The organism is Rhodococcus sp. Z13_19A (assembly GCF_058133575.1).
In genome coordinates, this window is the sequence record NZ_JBYUNN010000002.1 from 333,419 (window position 1) to 350,549 (window position 17,131).

At 72.0% G+C, this 17,131-nt stretch carries 14 protein-coding genes and 1 tRNA gene; 5 read left to right on the plus strand and 10 right to left on the minus strand.

Annotated elements, in window-relative coordinates:
* Nucleotides 1-30 precede the first annotated feature (30 nt).
* Nucleotides 31-1,413: an FAD-binding oxidoreductase gene (locus AC3YNX_RS08245; protein ID WP_489995173.1), complete on the minus strand. Its 1,383-nt coding sequence runs from the start codon at nt 1,411-1,413 to the stop codon at nt 31-33.
* 92 nt (nt 1,414-1,505) lie between these two features.
* Nucleotides 1,506-1,982 (minus strand): DUF2599 domain-containing protein, encoded by a 477-nt coding sequence (locus AC3YNX_RS08250; protein WP_489995174.1) that lies wholly within the window; start codon nt 1,980-1,982, stop codon nt 1,506-1,508.
* A gap of 137 nt (nt 1,983-2,119) precedes the next feature.
* Between AC3YNX_RS08250 and AC3YNX_RS08255 the strand changes: the two genes are divergently transcribed.
* Both AC3YNX_RS08255 and AC3YNX_RS08260 read left to right on the plus strand, forming a co-directional pair.
* Nucleotides 2,120-3,340 (plus strand): acetyl-CoA C-acetyltransferase, encoded by a 1,221-nt coding sequence (locus AC3YNX_RS08255; protein WP_127782152.1) that lies wholly within the window; start codon nt 2,120-2,122, stop codon nt 3,338-3,340.
* 21 nt (nt 3,341-3,361) lie between these two features.
* On the plus strand, nt 3,362-5,521 hold the full coding sequence (locus AC3YNX_RS08260; RefSeq protein ID WP_489995175.1) for a 3-hydroxyacyl-CoA dehydrogenase NAD-binding domain-containing protein: 2,160 nt from the start codon (nt 3,362-3,364) through the stop codon (nt 5,519-5,521).
* A gap of 76 nt (nt 5,522-5,597) precedes the next feature.
* Here AC3YNX_RS08260 and AC3YNX_RS08265 read toward each other — a convergent pair whose 3' ends face one another.
* The gene (locus AC3YNX_RS08265; RefSeq protein ID WP_489995176.1) at nt 5,598-6,626 is read right to left on the minus strand and encodes an AraC family transcriptional regulator; all 1,029 of its coding nucleotides are present in this window, start codon (nt 6,624-6,626) and stop codon (nt 5,598-5,600) included.
* A gap of 5 nt (nt 6,627-6,631) precedes the next feature.
* Nucleotides 6,632-8,206, minus strand: a complete 1,575-nt coding sequence (locus AC3YNX_RS08270) for a peptide chain release factor 3 (RefSeq protein ID WP_489995495.1) — start codon at nt 8,204-8,206, stop codon at nt 6,632-6,634.
* 178 nt (nt 8,207-8,384) lie between these two features.
* On the opposite strand from AC3YNX_RS08270, the gene AC3YNX_RS08275 reads away from it, so the two are divergent.
* The gene (locus AC3YNX_RS08275) at nt 8,385-10,016 is read left to right on the plus strand and encodes a fatty acyl-AMP ligase (protein ID WP_489995177.1); all 1,632 of its coding nucleotides are present in this window, start codon (nt 8,385-8,387) and stop codon (nt 10,014-10,016) included.
* An 87-nt stretch (nt 10,017-10,103) separates the two neighbouring features.
* Here AC3YNX_RS08275 and pth read toward each other — a convergent pair whose 3' ends face one another.
* The 6 genes from pth to AC3YNX_RS08305 form a co-directional block, all read right to left on the minus strand.
* The gene (gene pth / locus AC3YNX_RS08280; protein WP_127784643.1) at nt 10,104-10,664 is read right to left on the minus strand and encodes an aminoacyl-tRNA hydrolase; all 561 of its coding nucleotides are present in this window, start codon (nt 10,662-10,664) and stop codon (nt 10,104-10,106) included.
* A gap of 207 nt (nt 10,665-10,871) precedes the next feature.
* The gene (locus AC3YNX_RS08285; protein ID WP_127782157.1) at nt 10,872-11,543 is read right to left on the minus strand and encodes a 50S ribosomal protein L25/general stress protein Ctc; all 672 of its coding nucleotides are present in this window, start codon (nt 11,541-11,543) and stop codon (nt 10,872-10,874) included.
* A gap of 200 nt (nt 11,544-11,743) precedes the next feature.
* Entirely contained in the window at nt 11,744-12,085 is a 342-nt protein-coding gene (locus tag AC3YNX_RS08290) for a MerR family transcriptional regulator (RefSeq protein ID WP_489995178.1), read from the minus strand.
* A gap of 120 nt (nt 12,086-12,205) precedes the next feature.
* A complete protein-coding gene (locus AC3YNX_RS08295) occupies nt 12,206-13,177 on the minus strand; it encodes a ribose-phosphate diphosphokinase (protein WP_127782159.1) in 972 nt (323 codons plus the stop codon).
* 5 nt (nt 13,178-13,182) lie between these two features.
* The gene (gene glmU, locus AC3YNX_RS08300; RefSeq protein ID WP_489995179.1) at nt 13,183-14,697 is read right to left on the minus strand and encodes a bifunctional UDP-N-acetylglucosamine diphosphorylase/glucosamine-1-phosphate N-acetyltransferase GlmU; all 1,515 of its coding nucleotides are present in this window, start codon (nt 14,695-14,697) and stop codon (nt 13,183-13,185) included.
* A gap of 134 nt (nt 14,698-14,831) precedes the next feature.
* A tRNA-Gln gene (locus AC3YNX_RS08305) sits at nt 14,832-14,902 on the minus strand.
* 164 nt (nt 14,903-15,066) lie between these two features.
* On the opposite strand from AC3YNX_RS08305, the gene AC3YNX_RS08310 reads away from it, so the two are divergent.
* Together AC3YNX_RS08310 and AC3YNX_RS08315 are read left to right on the plus strand one after the other, a co-directional pair.
* On the plus strand, nt 15,067-15,684 hold the full coding sequence (locus AC3YNX_RS08310; protein WP_127784644.1) for a TetR/AcrR family transcriptional regulator: 618 nt from the start codon (nt 15,067-15,069) through the stop codon (nt 15,682-15,684).
* 113 nt (nt 15,685-15,797) lie between these two features.
* The gene (locus AC3YNX_RS08315) at nt 15,798-17,126 is read left to right on the plus strand and encodes a UDP-glucose dehydrogenase family protein (RefSeq protein ID WP_489995180.1); all 1,329 of its coding nucleotides are present in this window, start codon (nt 15,798-15,800) and stop codon (nt 17,124-17,126) included.
* Nucleotides 17,127-17,131 lie beyond the last annotated feature (5 nt).

A 17,131-nucleotide genomic window follows, 5' to 3' on the forward strand; every position in this document is an offset into this window, starting at 1 on the left:
GAGGTCCTTGTCCGGGAGCGGTCTGGGGGATCAGGCGAAGGTGCCGGTGGGGTCGAGTCGGTGGCGCAGCTCGGTCAGCCGGGCGTGCACCGCCGGTGGCCAGGCGTCGCTCAGCGGGTGCGCGTCGTCGACGGGGCCGTGGAAGTTCAGCTGCGTGCCGCAGTCGTAACGGCCCAGCCCGGCCAGCAGCGCATCGGCGGCAGCGGGCACGGCGGTGGCGAAGAGCTCGGGCACCGGCACACCCAGCACGCTCACCAGGTACTCCGCCTGCCGGCCGCCCACCGCGTTGCCGCCGGCCGGCTCGTGGCGCAGCGCCCCGCCGAGGTGGCGCAGCTCCACCGCCATCAGCGGGCTGGCCGGGTCCTGCATCGGCTCGGTGACGGCCTGCACGACGGTGTCGCGGGCCGTGGCGCTGTCCACTCCGTGCAGCAGGCGGCCGCGCTGCCAGGACGGCATGGGCTCGGCGCCCTCCGCCTGCTGGGCGGCCAGGCTGGCGGAGCTGTGCTCGCCGAAGGTCGCCAGCACCGGGGTGTGTCCGGCCAGCAGCTGCTCCACCAGCCGCGCGCCGGTCTCGGGAGTGCCGTCGTGGCAGAGCTGCAGCTGCAGCACGTGCTGGCCGCGCAGGGGTGGGGGCAGTGCGGGCAGGTCGGGCAGGTGCAGCACGGTGGCCGAGGAGCTCACCGACTCCGGCGCGCTGCGGGTCCACGCCAGGTAGCCGGCCAGCCCGGCGGTGACCTGCTCGGCGGGCAGCCAGGCGGTGCCCGCGTGCAGGCGGGGCGCGGGCTGCAGGGCCAGGGTGAGCGCGGTGACCACACCCAGGCCGGTCTTGCCGCCGCGCAGCGCCCAGAACAGGTCCGGGTGCTGCGCGGCGTCGACGGTGCGGACCATGCCGTCGGCGGTGACCACCTGCATGGCGAGCACGTGGTCGGCGGCGAAGCCGCGCGGGCGGGCCAGCGGGCCGATGCCGCCGCCCAGGGTGAAGCCGACGACGCCGACCGTGGGGTAGGTGGCGCCCACCGGGGCCAGCCCGACGGCGTCGCAGGCGTCGAGCACCGGGCCCCAGGTGGTGCCCGCGCCCACGGTGACGGCACCGGCCACGGGGTCCACGTCGATGGTGTCCAGCCGGTGGGTGAGCAGCAGCAGCCCGCCCACCGCCGGGGCGGTGATTCCGTGGCCGGTGGTCTGGGTGGTGACCGCGAGCCCGTGGCGGGTGGCCACCGCGACGGCGGCGGCGACGTCGGCGGGCTCGGCGGGCTCCACCACCACCAAGGGCTGGTGGGTCACCGCCCGGTTGTGGCCGGTGACGAGGTGGTCGTAGTCAGGGTCGTGCGGGTAGCGCAGCCGGCCGCGGACCGATCCGCGGAGCTCGGCGACAGCGTCGGGGGGCAGGGGCTGGGGGTGGGTGGTGGTCATGTCCACCACGGTGCGGCGCGGTGGTTGCGGCGCACTTGCAGCCGGCTAGCGGCCCGTCCGCAAGTGTCGCTCCTCCGGAAACGGAGCGGGCGCTACTCCGGACCGCCGGGGTTGCACTCGGCGTCCACGGTGGCGCGGTAGCCCACGTCGGGGCGCCACTGCTCGAGGTTCCACGAGGGCTTGGCCGGCTCGAACACTCGCGCGAGCTCCCAGTGGCAGCGGAACTGGTCGTGCATCGATGCGCTGTCGGCCGCCGGCGCCGCGGCCACCACCTCCGCCCAGGCCGCGGTGCGTGCGGCGGTGCTGGCCGCGGCGCGACCGGCGGCGCTGGGGTACACGCGCAGCGTGCGGCCCTTGGCGGTGTCCACCCACTGCACGCGGTCGACGTAGGGCGACGCTGCACTGGTGGAAGGGGCGCTGGTGGTGGGGGCCGGCGTGGGGGCGACGCTGGACGAGGACGGCACGGCCGGTGCGGACCCGTCAGGCGCGGCGCACCCCACCAGCGCGAACCCCACCAGCGCGCACCCCAGCACGACGAGGCCCACCCGTCCCACTCGCCAGCGCGCCACGTCAGCGAGCGTAGGGGAGTGAGCGATGCGGCCACCCAGGACGAGCGCTGCGGTCAGGGGATCCTTAGCTACCGGGCAGTAACATCGTGCCGGTCAGCGCGACTGCTGACTCGTTTGTTCTCTTCTTTGGAGGCTCCATGTCAGGTTCGTCCGGCGCTCCCCAGGCGTTCATCTACGACGCCGTGCGCACCCCACGCGGCAAGGGCAAGAAGGGCGCCCTGCACGGCGTCAAGCCCGTCACCCTCACCGCGGGCGTGCTCTCCGCGCTCGCCGAGCGCAACGACCTGGACACCTCCCGGGTCGACGACGTCGTCCTCGGCGTCGTGTCCCCGGTGGACGAGCAGGGCGCGGACATCGCCCGCACCGCCGTCATGGTCGCCGGCTGGGACGAGAGCGTCGCCGGTGTGCAGCTCAACCGCTTCTGCGCCTCCGGCCTGGAGGCCGTGAACCTGGCCGCCGCCAAGGTCGCCTCCGGCTTCGAGGACCTCGTGGTCGCCGGCGGCGTGGAGTCCATGTCCCGCGTCCCGATGGCCTCCGACGGTGGCGCCTGGTTCGCCGACCCGGAGACCAACCTCAAGGCGAACTTCGTGCCCCAGGGCATCGGCGCCGACCTCATCGCCACCCTCGAGGGCTTCAGCCGCCACGACGTGGACGCCTACGCCGCGCAGTCGCACGAGCGTGCCGCCGCCGGCTGGGCCGCGGGCCACTTCGACCGCTCCGTGGTGGCCGTGCGCGACCGCGTCGGCACCCTGCTGCTCGACCGCGACGAGACCGTCCGCCCCGGCACCACCCCGGAGATCCTGGGCAAGCTGCGCTCGGCCTTCGCCGACCAGGGCGCCATCGGCTTCGACACCGTGGCCATCGACCGCTACCCGCAGGTGGAGCGCATCAACCACGTGCACACCGGCGGCAACTCCTCGGGCATCGTCGACGGTGCCGCCGCGGTGCTGATCGGCAACGAGCAGGCCGGCCGCGACCTGGGCCTGACCCCGCGGGCGCGCATCGTCGCCACCGCCGTCATCGGCAGCGAGCCCACCATCATGCTCACCGGACCGGCCCCGGCCGCCCGCAAGGCACTGCAGCGCGCCGGCCTCACCGCCGACGACATCGACCTGTTCGAGATCAACGAGGCCTTCGCCTCGGTGGTGCTGAAGTTCCAGCGCGACCTCGACCTCGACCCGGCCAAGGTCAACGTGCTCGGTGGCGCCATCGCCATGGGCCACCCCCTGGGCGCCACCGGCGCCATGATCCTGATGACCCTCGCCGACGAGCTGGAGCGCCGCCAGCTCCGTCGCGGCCTCGCCACGCTCTGCGTCGGCGGCGGCATGGGCATCGCCACCATCATCGAGAGGGTCTGACCCACCATGACCAGCGAATCTGTGAACACTGACAGCTCGGCTATCAAGTACGACCGCGACGCCGACGGTGTCGTCACCCTCACCCTGGACGCCCCGGGCCGCTCCGCGAACACCATGGACGCGCTGTTCCGCAGCTCGCTCAAGGAGACCGTCGAGCGGCTCACCGCCGAGCGCGAGCAGGTCACCGGCATCGTCATCACCTCGGCCAAGAAGACCTTCTTCGCCGGCGGTGACCTCAACGAGCTCATCAAGGTCACCCCGGAGACCGCCCAGGACTTCGCCGCGGGCGGCAACGAGATGAAGGGCCACCTGCGGGCCATCGAGACCATGGGCGTGCCCGTGGTCGCCGCGATCAACGGCGCCGCCCTCGGTGGCGGCTGGGAGATCGCGCTGTCCTGCCACCGCCGCATCGCGGTGAACAACCCCAAGATCAAGCTGGGCCTGCCCGAGGTCACCCTGGGCCTGCTGCCCGGTGGCGGCGGCGTGGTCCGCACCGTCCGGCTCATCGGCCTGGCCGCGGCGCTGCCGCTGCTCACCGAGGGCCGCCAGCTCACCCCGGAGAAGGCCCAGCAGGCGGGCCTGCTGCACGAGCTGGTGGAGACGCCGGAGGAGCTGCTCACCGCGGCCAAGGCCTGGATCAAGGACAACCCCACCAGCGCCCAGCCCTTCGACGCCAAGGGCTACCAGATCCCCGGCGGCAGCGTGCGCGACGCCGGCATGATGATGGCTGCCATCCCGGCCATGCTGCGCAAGAAGACCCACGGCACCCAGCCCGCCCCCGAGGCGATCGTCTCCGCCGCCGTGGAGAGCATGAACGTCGACGTGGACACCGCCCTGCGGGTGGAGACGGCCTACCTGGCCGAGCTCGCCGCCGGGCAGATCTCCAAGAACATGATCAGCGCGTTCTTCTTCCAGCTCAACCAGATCAACGGCGGCGGCTCGCGGCCCGACGGCCCGGCCAAGCGCACGCCCAGCAAGATCGGTGTCATCGGCGCCGGCATGATGGGTGCGGGCATCGCCCACGTCGCCTCCACCCGGGGCATCGAGGTCGTCCTGGTCGACGCCAGCCTGGAGGCCGCCGAGCGCGGCAAGAAGCACGGCGCCGACATTCTGGACGCCAAGGTGGCCAAGGGCCGCCTGGCCCAGGACAAGCGCGACGCCACCCTGGCCCTGGTCACCCCCGTGGACGACGCCGCCCAGGTGGCCGGCTGCGACCTGGTGATCGAGGCTGTGTTCGAGGACCGCAAGGTCAAGGCCGAGGTGCACAACAAGGTCGCCGCCGCGGCACCGGAGGCCACCATCGCCTCCAACACCTCCACCCTGCCCATCACCGGGCTGGCCTCGGCGGTGCCGGACCCGGCCAAGTTCGTCGGCATGCACTTCTTCTCCCCGGTGCACAAGATGCAGCTGGTCGAGCTGATCCGTGGCGAGAAGACCAGCGACGAGACGCTGGCCTTCGCCTTCGACACCGTGCTCGCGCTGGGCAAGACGCCCATCGTGGTCAACGACGCCCGCGGGTTCTTCACCTCCCGGGTGTTCGGCACCTTCACCAGCGAGGGCCAGGCCCTGCTGGGCGAGGGCGTGCCCGCGGCGCGCATCGAGACCGAGGCCCTCAAGGCCGGTATGCCGGTGGGCCCGCTGGCGGTGTCCGACGAGGTGTCCATGACGCTGATGCTGGCCATCCGCAAGCAGACCCTGGCCGACATCGCCGAGACCGGCGACAGCAGCGGCATGAGCGCCGACCACCCGGGCTTCGCGGTGACCGACAAGATGGTCAACGAGTTCAACCGCCCGGGCAAGGCCAAGGGCGCCGGCTTCTACGACTACCCCGAGTCCGGCGGCAAGCGCCTGTGGCCCGGGCTGGCGGAGAACTTCGGCAAGGCCGACGGCGGCGCCGAGCTCACCGGCCAGGACATCCGGGACCGCTTCCTCTTCGCGGAGGCCCTGGAGTCGGTGCGCTGCGTGGAGGAAGGGGTCATCGACTCCGTCGCCGACGCCAACATCGGCAGCATCTTCGGCATCGGCTACGCCCCCTGGACCGGTGGCGTGCTGCAGTTCCTCAACGGCTACGGGCTGCCGCAGGCGGTGGAGCGGGCCAAGGAGCTGGCCGAGCGCTTCGGCGAGCGGTTCGCCCCGCCCGCGCTGCTGGTCGCCAAGGCCGAGGCCGGCGAGCAGTTCTAGAGCTCTCCCCGCGCAACCAGCACCGCCCCGTGACCCCTGGTCGCGGGGCGGTGCTGCTCGTTCAGGGGCTGCCCCCTCAGCGCTGCTGCGCGGCCAGGTAGGAGCCGGGTGAGTGCCCGGTCCACCGCCGGAACGCCCGGTGCAGGGCGCTGGCCTCGGAGAAGCCCAGCCGCACGGCCAGCTCGTCCAGCGGCTCGTGGGCGTCGGTGATGCTGGCGGTGGCCAGGTCACGGCGCAGCGCGTCGCACACCGCCGAGTAGGAGGTGCGCTCGGCGGCGAGGTGGCGGCGCAGCGACGCCGGGCTGTAGCCCAGCCGGGCGGCCACGTGCGGCAGCGTGGGCAGCAGCCCGGTGGCGGCCAGGTCCTCACCCACCACCCGGCGTACCGCGGCGGCGCGGCTGGTGCCGTGCTCGCGGCGGGCCAGCAGGTCGGCCGGAGAGCTGCGCAGGAACCCGGCCAGCGCCCGCTCGTCGCGCTGCACCGAGGTGTGCAGGTCTGCGGTGTCCAGCACCAGCGCGCTGCACGGCTGGTCGAAGACCACCGGAGCCCCGAACAGCTGGGTGTACTCCCCGCGGTGCGCCGGCGGGGGATAGGCCAGCTCCACCGCCAGCGGCACGATCGGCGCCCGCACCAGCCAGCTGGCAAAGCGGTGCCAGATCATCAGCAGCGACTCGGTGAGGAACACCCCGGGCCCGGGCGCCAGCTCCAGCCGGGTCTGCTCCGCACCCACCTGCAGCCGAAACCGCGGCCCACCGGGAAAGAGGTGGTAGAACGCGGTGGCCCGGGTCAGCGCGGTGCGCAGGTCGGGGCAGTGCACCGCCAGCAGCCCCATGGTGGCGAAGGTGCCGCGCCGGCTGGGCACCGGCCAGTGCCCCATCAGCTCGTCGTCCAGGTGGTCCCACACCCCGCGCACCAGCCGGGCGAACTGCTCGGTGGACACCACCGGCGGGCCACCATCGCCGTCGAGCCCGGTGCCGTCGAGTCCGGTGCCGTCGAGCCCGGTGCCGTCGATGCCGGCACTGGCGAGCAGCTCGGCCCGCTCGTCCTCGACCACTCCCTGCAGCACCGCCCGCACGTGGTGGCTGCCGATCCCTGCGCTGGGCACGTCCGTCAGTCGGCGGCGGCCACGAGCGGCTCCAGGGTGAGCCCGGGGTGCTCCTTCTGGATGTACTGCAGGCGCCACTTGTCGCTGACCAGCGCCAGCAGCACCCCGTCGCTGCGGGTGAACACCTCGATGCCGCGCTGGCGGTTGAGCTCGTCGGCCGACTCCGCGTCGGTGCGCCGGGCCAGCGAGTAGCCCAGGTTCTCCATCTTGGCCTCGACGTCGAACTCGGCCTTCATCCGCGCGGCCACCACCTCGAACTGCATGGGGCCCACCGCCGCCAGCACTGGGGAGGCGTCGCCGCGTAGGTCGTTGCGCAGCACCTGCACCACGCCCTCGGAGTCCAGCTGGTCCACCGCGCGGCGGAACTGCTTGTACTTGCCGGCGCTGTCGGCCCGCAGCACCGCGAAGAACTCCGGCGCGAAGCTGGGCATCGGCGGGTAGCGCACCGGCTCCTCGGTGTAGAGGGTGTCGCCGGGGCGCAGGGTGAGCGCGTTGACCAGGCCCACCACGTCGCCGGGGTAGGCGGTCTCCACCGTGGAGCGCTCGCGGCCGAACACCGACTGGGCGTACTTGGTGGTGAACGGCTTGCCGGTGGCGGCGTTGGTCACCACCATGCCCCGCTCGAAGGTGCCCGAGCACACCCGGATGTAGGCCAGCCGGTCGCGGTGCGCGGAGTCCATGCCCGCCTGCACCTTGAACACCACCGCGCTGAAGGGTGCCGTCACCGGGCGGGGGTGACCGTCCACGTCGGGCCGGTCACCCGGCGGGGGAGCGAGGTCGACCAGGGCGTCCAGGATCTGGTGCACCCCGAAGTTGAGCATCGCCGAGCCGAAGATCACCGGGGAGGTGCGCCCGGCCAGGAACTGCTCCTGGTCGTGGTCGGCGCCGCTGATGCTCAGCAGCTCGCTCTCCTCCACGGCGTTGTCCCAGTCCACGCCCTCGCGTGCCGCGGCCGCCTCGGCGTCCATCAGCTCCTCGGGGGCGATCTTGGCGCCGCCGGCGGTGCGGGTGAAGCGGATGTAGGAGTCGTTGGTGCGGTCCAGCAGGCCGCGGAAGTCGCCGGCGATGCCCACCGGCCACAGCAGCGGGGTGGGCTTGAGGCCGATGCGCTCCTCGATCTCGTCCATCAGCTCCAGCGGCGCCTGGCCCGGCCGGTCCCACTTGTTGATGACGGTGATCACCGGGATGCCGCGGTGGCGACAGACCTGGAACAGCTTGAGGGTCTGCGGCTCCAGGCCCTTGGCGGCGTCGATGAGCATGACGGCGGCGTCGACGGCGGTGAGCACCCGGTAGGTGTCCTCGGAGAAGTCGGCGTGGCCGGGGGTGTCGACGAGGTTGATCACCGTGTCGCGGTAGGTGAACTGCAGCGCGGTGGAGGTCACCGAGATGCCGCGGGCCTTCTCCATCTCCATCCAGTCGGAGACGGTGGAGCGGCGGCCGGCCTTGCCGTGGATGGCACCGGCCTCGGAGATCACCTTGGCGTGCAGCGCCAGAGCCTCGGTGAGCGTGGACTTTCCGGCGTCGGGGTGGCTGATCACGGCGAACGTGCGCCTGCGGGCGACCTCGGTGGCCACTGCCAGCCCGGCACGGTCGCTCGCGAGACGCTCCTCGGAAGCCGGTGCGGAGGGGGTCTGGGTCACGAGTGGTCCTTTCGGGTGGTCAGCACCCCAGGGTATCGCTCCGGCAAATGTGGCCGGTGCCCGCGTTTCCTGCCGAGCCCTGCAGAGGTTTGGGGCAACGCCCTCTATTGTGTTACCCGTGAGTACGTTTACCGAGACCCTGTACCGCACCGCTGCCACCTCCCCGAACGGGATGGTCACCGGTGAGCCGGATGCACCCCTGCGCCGCAGCTGGGGCGAGATCCACGCGCTGGCCCGCAAGGGCGCCGGTGCGCTGGCCGCCGCGGGGGTGGGCCCCGGTGACGCAGTCACCATCCTGGCCGGTGAGTCGGTGGAGATCGCCCCGGCGATCCAGTCGGCGTGGATGCGTGGCGCCAGCGTCACCATGCTGCACCAGCCCACCCCGCGCACCGACCTGGGCGTGTGGGCCGAGGAGACCATGACGGTGCTGGACATGGTCGGCGCCAGCGTCGTCCTGCTCGGCGAGCCCTTCGGCGCCATCAAGCCGCTGCTGGAGGAGCGCAAGGTCGCCGTGGTGGAGATGGCTGACCTGGTCACCGGCCCGGACACGGACCCGCTCGAGGTGGACGAGGACGCCACGGCGCTGCTGCAGCTGACCTCGGGCTCCACCGGGACCCCCAAGGGCGTGCGGATCACCCACCGCAACCTCAACGCCAACATCCTGGGCATGGCCAAGGGCGCCAACTTCGACTACGGCAACGACGTCATGGTCAGCTGGCTGCCGCTGTTCCACGACATGGGCATGGTCGGGTTCCTCACCGTGCCGATGACCCTGGGCGTGGACCTCATCTCCATCACCCCGATGGACTTCCTGCGCTCGCCGCTGCTGTGGCTGGACCTGATCAGCCGCTACAAGGGCACCATCACCGCCGCCCCGAACTTCGCCTACGCCGTGGTCGCCAAGCGCCTGGCCAAGGAGGAGGACGGCAAGTACGACCTGTCCTCCATGCGCTTCGCGCTCAACGGCGCCGAGCCGATCGACCCGGCCGCGGCGTTCAGCTTCCTGGAGGCCGGGGCCCGCTTCGGCCTGCGCTCCTCGGCGATGGTTCCCGCCTACGGCATGGCCGAGTCCACCCTGGCCATCTCCTTCCACCCGCTGGACACCGACCTCATCGTGGACACGGTGGACACCGACGCGCTGGAGCGCGACCGGGTGGCCAAGCCCGCCACGGGGGAGAACACCCGCGGCTTCCCGAGCCTGGGTCTGCCGCTGGAGGGCATCGAGGTGCGCACCGTCGACCCGGAGGGCAACGTGCTGCCCACCCGCGGGGTCGGCGTGCTGCAGCTGCGCGGCGAGCCGATCACCCCCGGCTACCTCACCGTGGACGGCCCGCAGGACATCCGCGACGACGAGGGCTGGCTGGACACCGGTGACGAGGGCTACGTCACCGAGGACGGCCACGTGGTGGTCTGTGGCCGCGTCAAGGACGTCATCATCATGGGCGGGCGCAACATCTACCCCACCGACATCGAGCGGGCCGCAGCCACCGTCGCCGGGGTGCGTGCCGGCAACGTGGTGGCCGTGCGGATGGAGGCCGGCGAGCGCCGGGAGTCCTTCGCCGTGGTGCTGGAGAGCAACCAGCACGCCGACGAGGCCCAGGTGGAGCGCATCCGCAAGGAGGTGACCGCCGCGGTGGTCAGCGCCACCGGGGTGCGCCCGCGCAACGTCACGGTGCTGGCCCCGGGCTCGGTGCCCAAGACGCCGTCGGGCAAGCTGCGCCGCTCCACCTCGGTGGCCCTGGTCAGCTAGTCCCCGCACACACAGCACCGCCAGACACAGCACCGCCCCGGCCGCACCTGCGGACCGGGGCGGTGCCGTGTCTGGGGAGGGACGGGGCTAGCGGGCGTGCACCACCTGCTGGGCGTCGGTGAGGCTGCGCACCAGCAGCAGCTCCACCGCGTCGGCGGCGTCGTCCACGGCGAGCTCCACCGCGGTGCGCTCGGAGCCCGCGAACGGCTTGAGCACGTAGTCCGCGGGATCCATCCGCCCGGGCGGGCGGCCGATGCCGACGCGCACCCGCAGGTAGTCCTTGCTGCCCAGCGAACGGCTGATGGAGCGCAGGCCGTTGTGCCCGCCCTCACCGCCACCGCGCTTGAGCCGCACGGTGCCCAGCTCCAGGTCGAGGTCGTCGTGCACCACCACCAGCTCGCTCACCCCGACCGAGAAGAACTTGACCGCCGAGCTCACCGGGCCGCCGGCCTCGTTCATGAACGTGCGCGGCTTGACGAGCACGGTGCGCCGGTTCGCCAGCCGCCCCTCCACCACCTCGGCGTTGCTGCGCTTGTGCGCGCTGAAGCGTCCACTCATCCGGGCCGCGAGCAGGTCGGCGACGAGGAAGCCGACGTTGTGGCGGGTGCGGGCGTAGGACGGTCCCGGGTTGCCCAGACCCACGACCATGGCGGGCAGCGCGGGGTCGGGCGGGGCCGCGGCGACCGCGGTAGCGCTGGCGTGGGCGCTCGGGCGGCCCGGCGCCGCAGCGGGCGGTCCGGGAGTGTGGTCGGGCATCGGTCCTCTTCGGAGTGTGGGGGTCAGCCGGACGCACCAGCGGCGCGCCACCCCAGAAGGGGAGACGCGCCGCCGGTGTGACTGCGTTGAGCGAGAGGCTCAGCTCTGGTCGGCCTCGGAGGCGTTGTCCGCGGCGGGGGCCTCGTCGGCCACGGTGCCCTCGTCCGGAGCATCCTCCACCACGCCGGCGCCCTCGGTGTCGAGCTCGGCCTCCAGCGCGGCCTCGGAGGGGGCCTCCACGATGTTGACGACCAGCATCTCCGGGTCGGAGACCAGGGTCGCGCCCTCGGGCAGCGCGAGGTCGCTGGCGACGATCTGCGTGCCGACGGGGCGGCCGTCGATGGACACCTCGATCTGCTCCGGGATGGTCATGACGTCCGCCTCGACCTCGACCGTGCTGGCGTCCTGGGTGACCAGGGCGCCGGGGGCCGGGTCGCCGACGATGGTGACGGGGATCTCGACGTTGACCTTCTCGCCGCGACGGATCACCAGCAGGTCGGCGTGCTCGATGTAGTTGCGCAGCGGGTGCACGACGACGGTCTTCACCAGCGCCAGGTGCTCCTCGCCGTCGGCGGTGACGGTGATGACGGCGTTGGTGCCGTGGGCGCGCAGCACGCGGGCGAACTCCAGCGCGGGCAGCGCCAGGTGCACGGGGTCGGTGCCGTGGCCGTAGACCACGGCGGGGACCTTGCCGGCGTTGCGGGTGCGGCGGGCAGCACCCTTGCCGAACTCGGTGCGCTTCTCAGCGTTGAGGGTGATGTTCTCGGCCACGATGACTCCTTGGTGCGGTTCTTGGTGCGACAGCTGGTCCGGGGCCCGGCGAGGGGTGGACACGTCACAGCCGTGCGTCGTCAAGACCGCAGCCGCGTCGATCACGGGACCCTGCACGTGCGGGTCACCCTCGCCGAGACAACTGGGGAAGCCTACCGCACCACCGCGACCGCTTCGCACCGACGGGCGTGCGGGGAGGCTCAGTCCCCGCGCTCGGCCCGCAGCCGGGCGTTGTCGCACTCCAGCTGGCTGTTGTCCGAGGTGAGCTCGTCGTTGCTCCGGCGCAGGCGCACGTTGTGCTGCTCCAGCTCCACGATGTGGGCGACCCCGACCAGATTGACCCCGGCCTCCACCAGCTCCGCCACCCGCTGCAGCTGGCGCAGGTCGTCCTCGCTGTAGCGGCGGGTGCCCCCGTCGGTGCGCGAGGGCGCGACCAGCCCGCGGCGCTCGTAGAGCCGCAGCGTCTGCGGGCTGATGCCGGAGAGCTCGGCGGCCACCGAGATCCCGTACACCCCGCGCTGCGAGGCCGGTGTCTCCGCCATGCTTGCTCCATCCACCAGCACCGGCACGAACCGGCGCCAGACTATCAGGCGCCGTGCAGATAATCTGCTAGCTGCGCGGCAGATTATCCGCCGTGCGGCTGCGGGTGAGCAGCGACGGGTTCAGGCGTCGCCGTCGAAGAGGCTGGTCACCGAGCCGTCCTCGAAGACCGCCCGGATGGCGCGGGCCAGCAGCGGCGCGATGGAGAGCACCGTCAGCTGCGGGAACTGCTTGTCCTCGCCGATGGGCAGGGTGTTGGTGAAGATGACCTCGCGGGCGCCACAGGTGGACAGCCGCTCGGTGGCCGGGCCGGACAGCACGCCGTGGGTGGCGGCGATGATGACGTCCTTCGCCCCGGCGTCGCGCAGCACCTGCACGGCGCTGGCGATGGTGCCGCCGGTGTCGATCATGTCGTCGATGAGGATGCAGGTGCGCCCCTCGACGTCGCCGACCACGCGGTTGGCCTTGACCTGGTTGGGCACCCGCGGGTCACGGGTCTTGTGCACGAACGCGATGGGCACGCCGCCGAGGGTGTCGGCCCACTTCTCCGCCTGGCGGACCCGGCCGGAGTCGGGGGAGACCACGGTGACGTTCTCGTCGGGGTACTTGCTGGTGACGTACTCCGAGAGCAGCGAGGTGGCCAGCAGGTGGTCCACCGGGCCGTCGAAGAAGCCCTGGATCTGCGCGGTGTGCAGGTCCACGGTCATGATGCGGTCCGCGCCGGCGGTCTTGAACATGTCCGCGATGAGGCGGGCCGAGATCGGCTCCCGGCCGCGGTGCTTCTTGTCCTGCCGGGCGTAGGGGTAGAACGGCATGATCACGGTGATCCGCTTGGCGGAGGCGCGCTTGAGCGCGTCGACCATGATCAGCTGCTCCATCAGCCAGGTGTTGATGGGCGCGCAGTGGCTCTGCAGGACGAAGGCGTCACACCCACGCACCGACTCCTCGAAGCGCACGAAGATCTCGCCGTTGGCGAAGTCGCGGGCGGTCTGCGGGGTGATGGAGACGCCCAGCTGCTCGGCAACCTGGTCGGCCAGCTCGGGGTGCGCGCGCCCGGCAAAAAACATCAGGTTCTTCTTGGGCGTTGCGGGCATAGCGCTCACAGAGCTTCGCCGTCCTTAGGAGTTGAGAGGGTGGGGGTGGTGGGGGTCTGTGGTGCTGCTGCGGTGGCGCGGGTGGCCTCGGCGGCCTGCGCGGCGGCGGTGCCGGGGCGCTTGCGGGCGACCCAGCCCTCGATGTTGCGCTGGCGGCCCCCGGAGACGGCGAGCGCTCCCGGCGGCACGTCCTGGCTGACCACGGTGCCCGCGCCGGTGTAGGCGCCGTCGCCCACCCGCACCGGGGCGATGAACATGGTGTCGGAGCCGGTGCGGACGTGCGAGCCGATCTCGGTGCGGCTCTTGCTCACGCCGTCGTAGTTGACGAACACGCTGGAGGCGCCGATGTTGCTGTGCTCCCCCACGGTGGCGTCGCCGACGTAGGTCAGGTGCGGGACCTTGGAGCCGGCGCCGATGCTGGCGTTCTTGGTCTCCACGAAGGTGCCGATCTTGCCGGCCGCGCCCAGCACGGTGCCGGGGCGCAGGTAGGCGAACGGGCCCACCGTGGCGTCCGCGCCGATCACGGCCTCGCTGCCGTGGGTGCGCACCACCGAGGCGTTCGCCCCCACGCGCACGTCGGTGAGGGTGGTGTCCGGCCCCACCTGGGCGCCGGTGTCCACCCGGGTGCGCCCGTGCAGCTGCACCCCGGGGTGCAGCTGCACGTCGGGGGCCAGCTCGACGGTGACGTCCAGCCAGGTGGTGGCGGGGTCGACCACGGTCACGCCGGCGCGCATCCAGCGCGCCAGCACCCGCCGGTTGAGCTCCGCGCCCAGCTGGGACAGCTGCACCTTGTCGTTGACGCCGGCCACCAGCCAGTCGTCGGTGACGGCGAGCCCGGCCACCCGGTGGCCGTCCGTGCGGGCGCCGTGCACCAGGTCGGTCAGGTACAGCTCGCCCTGGGAGTTGTTGGTGTCCAGCCGACCCAGCCCGGTGCGCAGCACGGCCGCGTCGAAGGCGTACACACCGGAGTTGACCTCGGTGACCGCCAGCTGCTCCGGGGAGGCGTCCTTGTGCTCCACGATGGAGCTGACCTGCCCGGTGTCGTCGCGCAGCACCCGCCCGTAGCCGGTGGGGTCGGACAGGTGGGTGGTGAGCACGGTGACCGCGGCGTCCTGCTCGGTGTGCGCGGCGAGCAGCTCGCGCAGCGTCGCGGTGTCCAGCAGCGGCACGTCGGCGTAGGTCACCACCACGGTCCCGGTGAGGTCGGCGGGCAGCTCGGCCAGCGCGCACTGCACGGCGTGGCCGGTGCCCTTCTGCTCGGCCTGCACGGCGGCGGCGACGGGGCGGTCCAGCTCGGCAGCAACGTCGGCCACCGCCGCGCCGACCCGCTCGCGGTCGTGCCCGACCACGGCGACGAGGTGGCGGGGGGAGAGCCCGGCCGCGGCGTGCAGGGAGTGCGCGAGCAGGCTGCGCCCGCCCACCTGGTGCAGCACCTTCGGCAGGCTGGAGCGCATCCGCGTCCCGGCCCCGGCAGCCAGCACCACCACTGCGGCGGGTTCGGCGGATGGACCAGTGCGCATGCGTTCAGCCTGCATACCCGTAGAAGCTCCTCACGACAGTCTGGAATCACACCGCACGGGCCACCGCACGCGGGTCGGCCGAGGCCAACCACTCGCAGTGATCCTACGGCCCGCCCGGTGCCGGGCAGGCGTCGCTCCGCCGCCAGGATTCGAACCTGAACCATCTGAACCAAAATCAGAGGTGCTGCCTTTACACCACGGCGGAAAGCGTGCCCGACGATGGTCTCACGAGCGGGGCCCTGGGCGGACACGGCCATGGTCGGCGCCTGCGGTGGATAGGCTCGGCTGGCCAAGTGGTCACTGGTGACGCGGGCAGAGTGGAGCATCGTGTCAGCTGAGCAGCACCCCACCCCGCCCGTCCGGGCCCGGATGACCGGTTTGCAGCGCCGTGCGCAGCTTGTGGACGTCGCCCGTGCCCTCTTCGCCGAGCGCGGCTACGCCGCGACGTCGGTGGAGGAGATCGCGCTGCGTGCCGGGGTGAGCAAGCCGGTGGTGTACGGCCACTTCGGTGGCAAGGACGGCATCTACGGCGTGGTGGTGGAGCAGGAGACCCAGGAGCTGCTGCGGCGGATCAGCACCGCGCTTTCGGTCGGGCAGCCGCGGGTGCGCTCGGCCGCGCACCCGCGGGTGCGCCTGGAGCAGGCGGCCATGGCGCTGCTCACCTACGTGGAGGAGTGCACCGACGGCTTCCGCGTGCTGGTGCGCGACTCACCGCCGTTCACCCTCACCGGCCACTTCTCCGGCCTGCTCAACGACGTGGCCAGCCAGGTGGAGCACATCCTGGGCCACGAGTTCGCCGAGCGCGGCTACCCGCGGCAGATGGCGCGGATGTACTCGCAGTCGCTGGTGGGCATGGTGGCGCTGACGGCGCAGTGGTGGCTGGACGAGCGGGTGCCGGACAAGCAGGCGGTGGCCGCGCACCTGGTGAACCTGTGCTGGAACGGGCTGGCGCACCTGGAGAGCACCCCGCGGCTGCGGGTGACCTGAGCGCCGCTGCTCATCCGGCGCCAGGCCGCCTGACACGAATAGATCAGCGGCGCTTCGTGTGCCGTCGGCGTGACGGTTACCCCGGGCTACTCGCCTCTGGCATTCTGTCGCACATGTCAACGCGAATCACTGTGCTCGGCACTGGGTACCTCGGCGCGACACACGCCGCGTGCATGGCCGAGCTCGGCCACGACGTCCTGGGTGTTGACGTCGACCCCGCCAAGATCGCGAAGCTGCAGTCGGCTGAGGTGCCGTTCTACGAGCCCGGTCTGCAGGAGGTGCTGGAGCGCAACATCGCGGCGGGTCGGCTGCGGTTCACCGACTCCTACGAGGAGGCAGCGGCCTGGGGTGACATTCACTTCCTGGCTGTGGGCACACCGCAGAAGAACGGCGAGTTCGCGGCTGACCTGACAGCAGTGGAGTCAGTGATTGACCGCTTGGCGCCGTTGCTCACCAACCCGGCAGTGATCTTCGGCAAGTCCACCGTCCCGGTGGGGACCGCAGCTGAGCTGGGGGAGCGGGCGCGGGCGCTCGCTCCCGCGGGTGAGCAGGTCGAGGTGGCCTGGAACCCGGAGTTTCTCCGCGAGGGATTCGCCGTGCAGGACACCATTCATCCAGACCGGTTGGTCCTCGGAGTGAGCCGTGAGCGTCCGGGTCGCGCCGAAGAGCGGGCGCGGACGGTGTACGCGCCGCTGCTCGAGGAGCAGATCCCCTTTCTGGTGACCGACCTTGCCACCGCCGAGCTGGTCAAGGTGGCCGCCAACGCATTCCTGGCCACCAAGATCTCCTTCATCAACGCCATCTCGGACGTCTGTGAGGTCGCGGGAGCCGACGTGACGACGCTGGCTGACGCCATTGGGTATGACACGCGCATCGGACGCCGGTTTCTCAACGCCGGTATCGGCTTCGGCGGGGGATGCCTGCCCAAGGACATCCGCGCCTTCATGGCCCGCGCGGGCGAGCTCGGAGTCGGGCAGACCATGGCCTTCCTTCGCGAGGTGGACAGCGTCAACATGGGGCGACGCACCGCGATGGTGGAGCGGACGCGCCGAGCCGTTGGTGGGTCGCTGCTGGGGGCGCGCATCGCAGTCCTGGGCGCAGCGTTCAAGCCGGACTCTGACGACGTGCGCGACTCGCCGGCGTTGAACGTGGCCGGCCAGATGCAGCTGCAGGGGGCGACCGTGAGCGTCTACGACCCCAAGGCCATGGACAACTGCCGGAAGCTGTTTCCCACCCTCGGCTACGCCATGACGGCGCAGGATGCCTGCGCCGGAGCAGACGCGGTGCTGGTGCTCACCGAGTGGAAGGAGCTCTGCGAGATGTCGCCGGACTCCCTCGCTGACCAGGTGAGCAACAGGCTCGTCATCGACGGCCGCAACTGCCTGGACCCGGCCCGCTGGCGGGCGGCGGGGTGGACCTACCTCGGAGTGGGCCGGCCCTGAGCCGG

Coding starts and splice junctions, on each gene's coding strand:
- AC3YNX_RS08245 (WP_489995173.1), bottom strand. CDS start 1,413: ATGACCACCACCCACCCCCAGCCCCTGCCCCCCGACGCTGTCGCCGAG.
- AC3YNX_RS08255 (WP_127782152.1), top strand. CDS start 2,120: ATGTCAGGTTCGTCCGGCGCTCCCCAGGCGTTCATCTACGACGCCGTG.
- pth (WP_127784643.1), bottom strand. CDS start 10,664: ATGGTCGTGGGTCTGGGCAACCCGGGACCGTCCTACGCCCGCACCCGC.
- AC3YNX_RS08290 (WP_489995178.1), bottom strand. CDS start 12,085: ATGGCGGAGACACCGGCCTCGCAGCGCGGGGTGTACGGGATCTCGGTG.
- AC3YNX_RS08295 (WP_127782159.1), bottom strand. CDS start 13,177: ATGCCCGCAACGCCCAAGAAGAACCTGATGTTTTTTGCCGGGCGCGCG.
- glmU (WP_489995179.1), bottom strand. CDS start 14,697: ATGCGCACTGGTCCATCCGCCGAACCCGCCGCAGTGGTGGTGCTGGCT.
- AC3YNX_RS08310 (WP_127784644.1), top strand. CDS start 15,067: ATGACCGGTTTGCAGCGCCGTGCGCAGCTTGTGGACGTCGCCCGTGCC.
- AC3YNX_RS08315 (WP_489995180.1), top strand. CDS start 15,798: ATGTCAACGCGAATCACTGTGCTCGGCACTGGGTACCTCGGCGCGACA.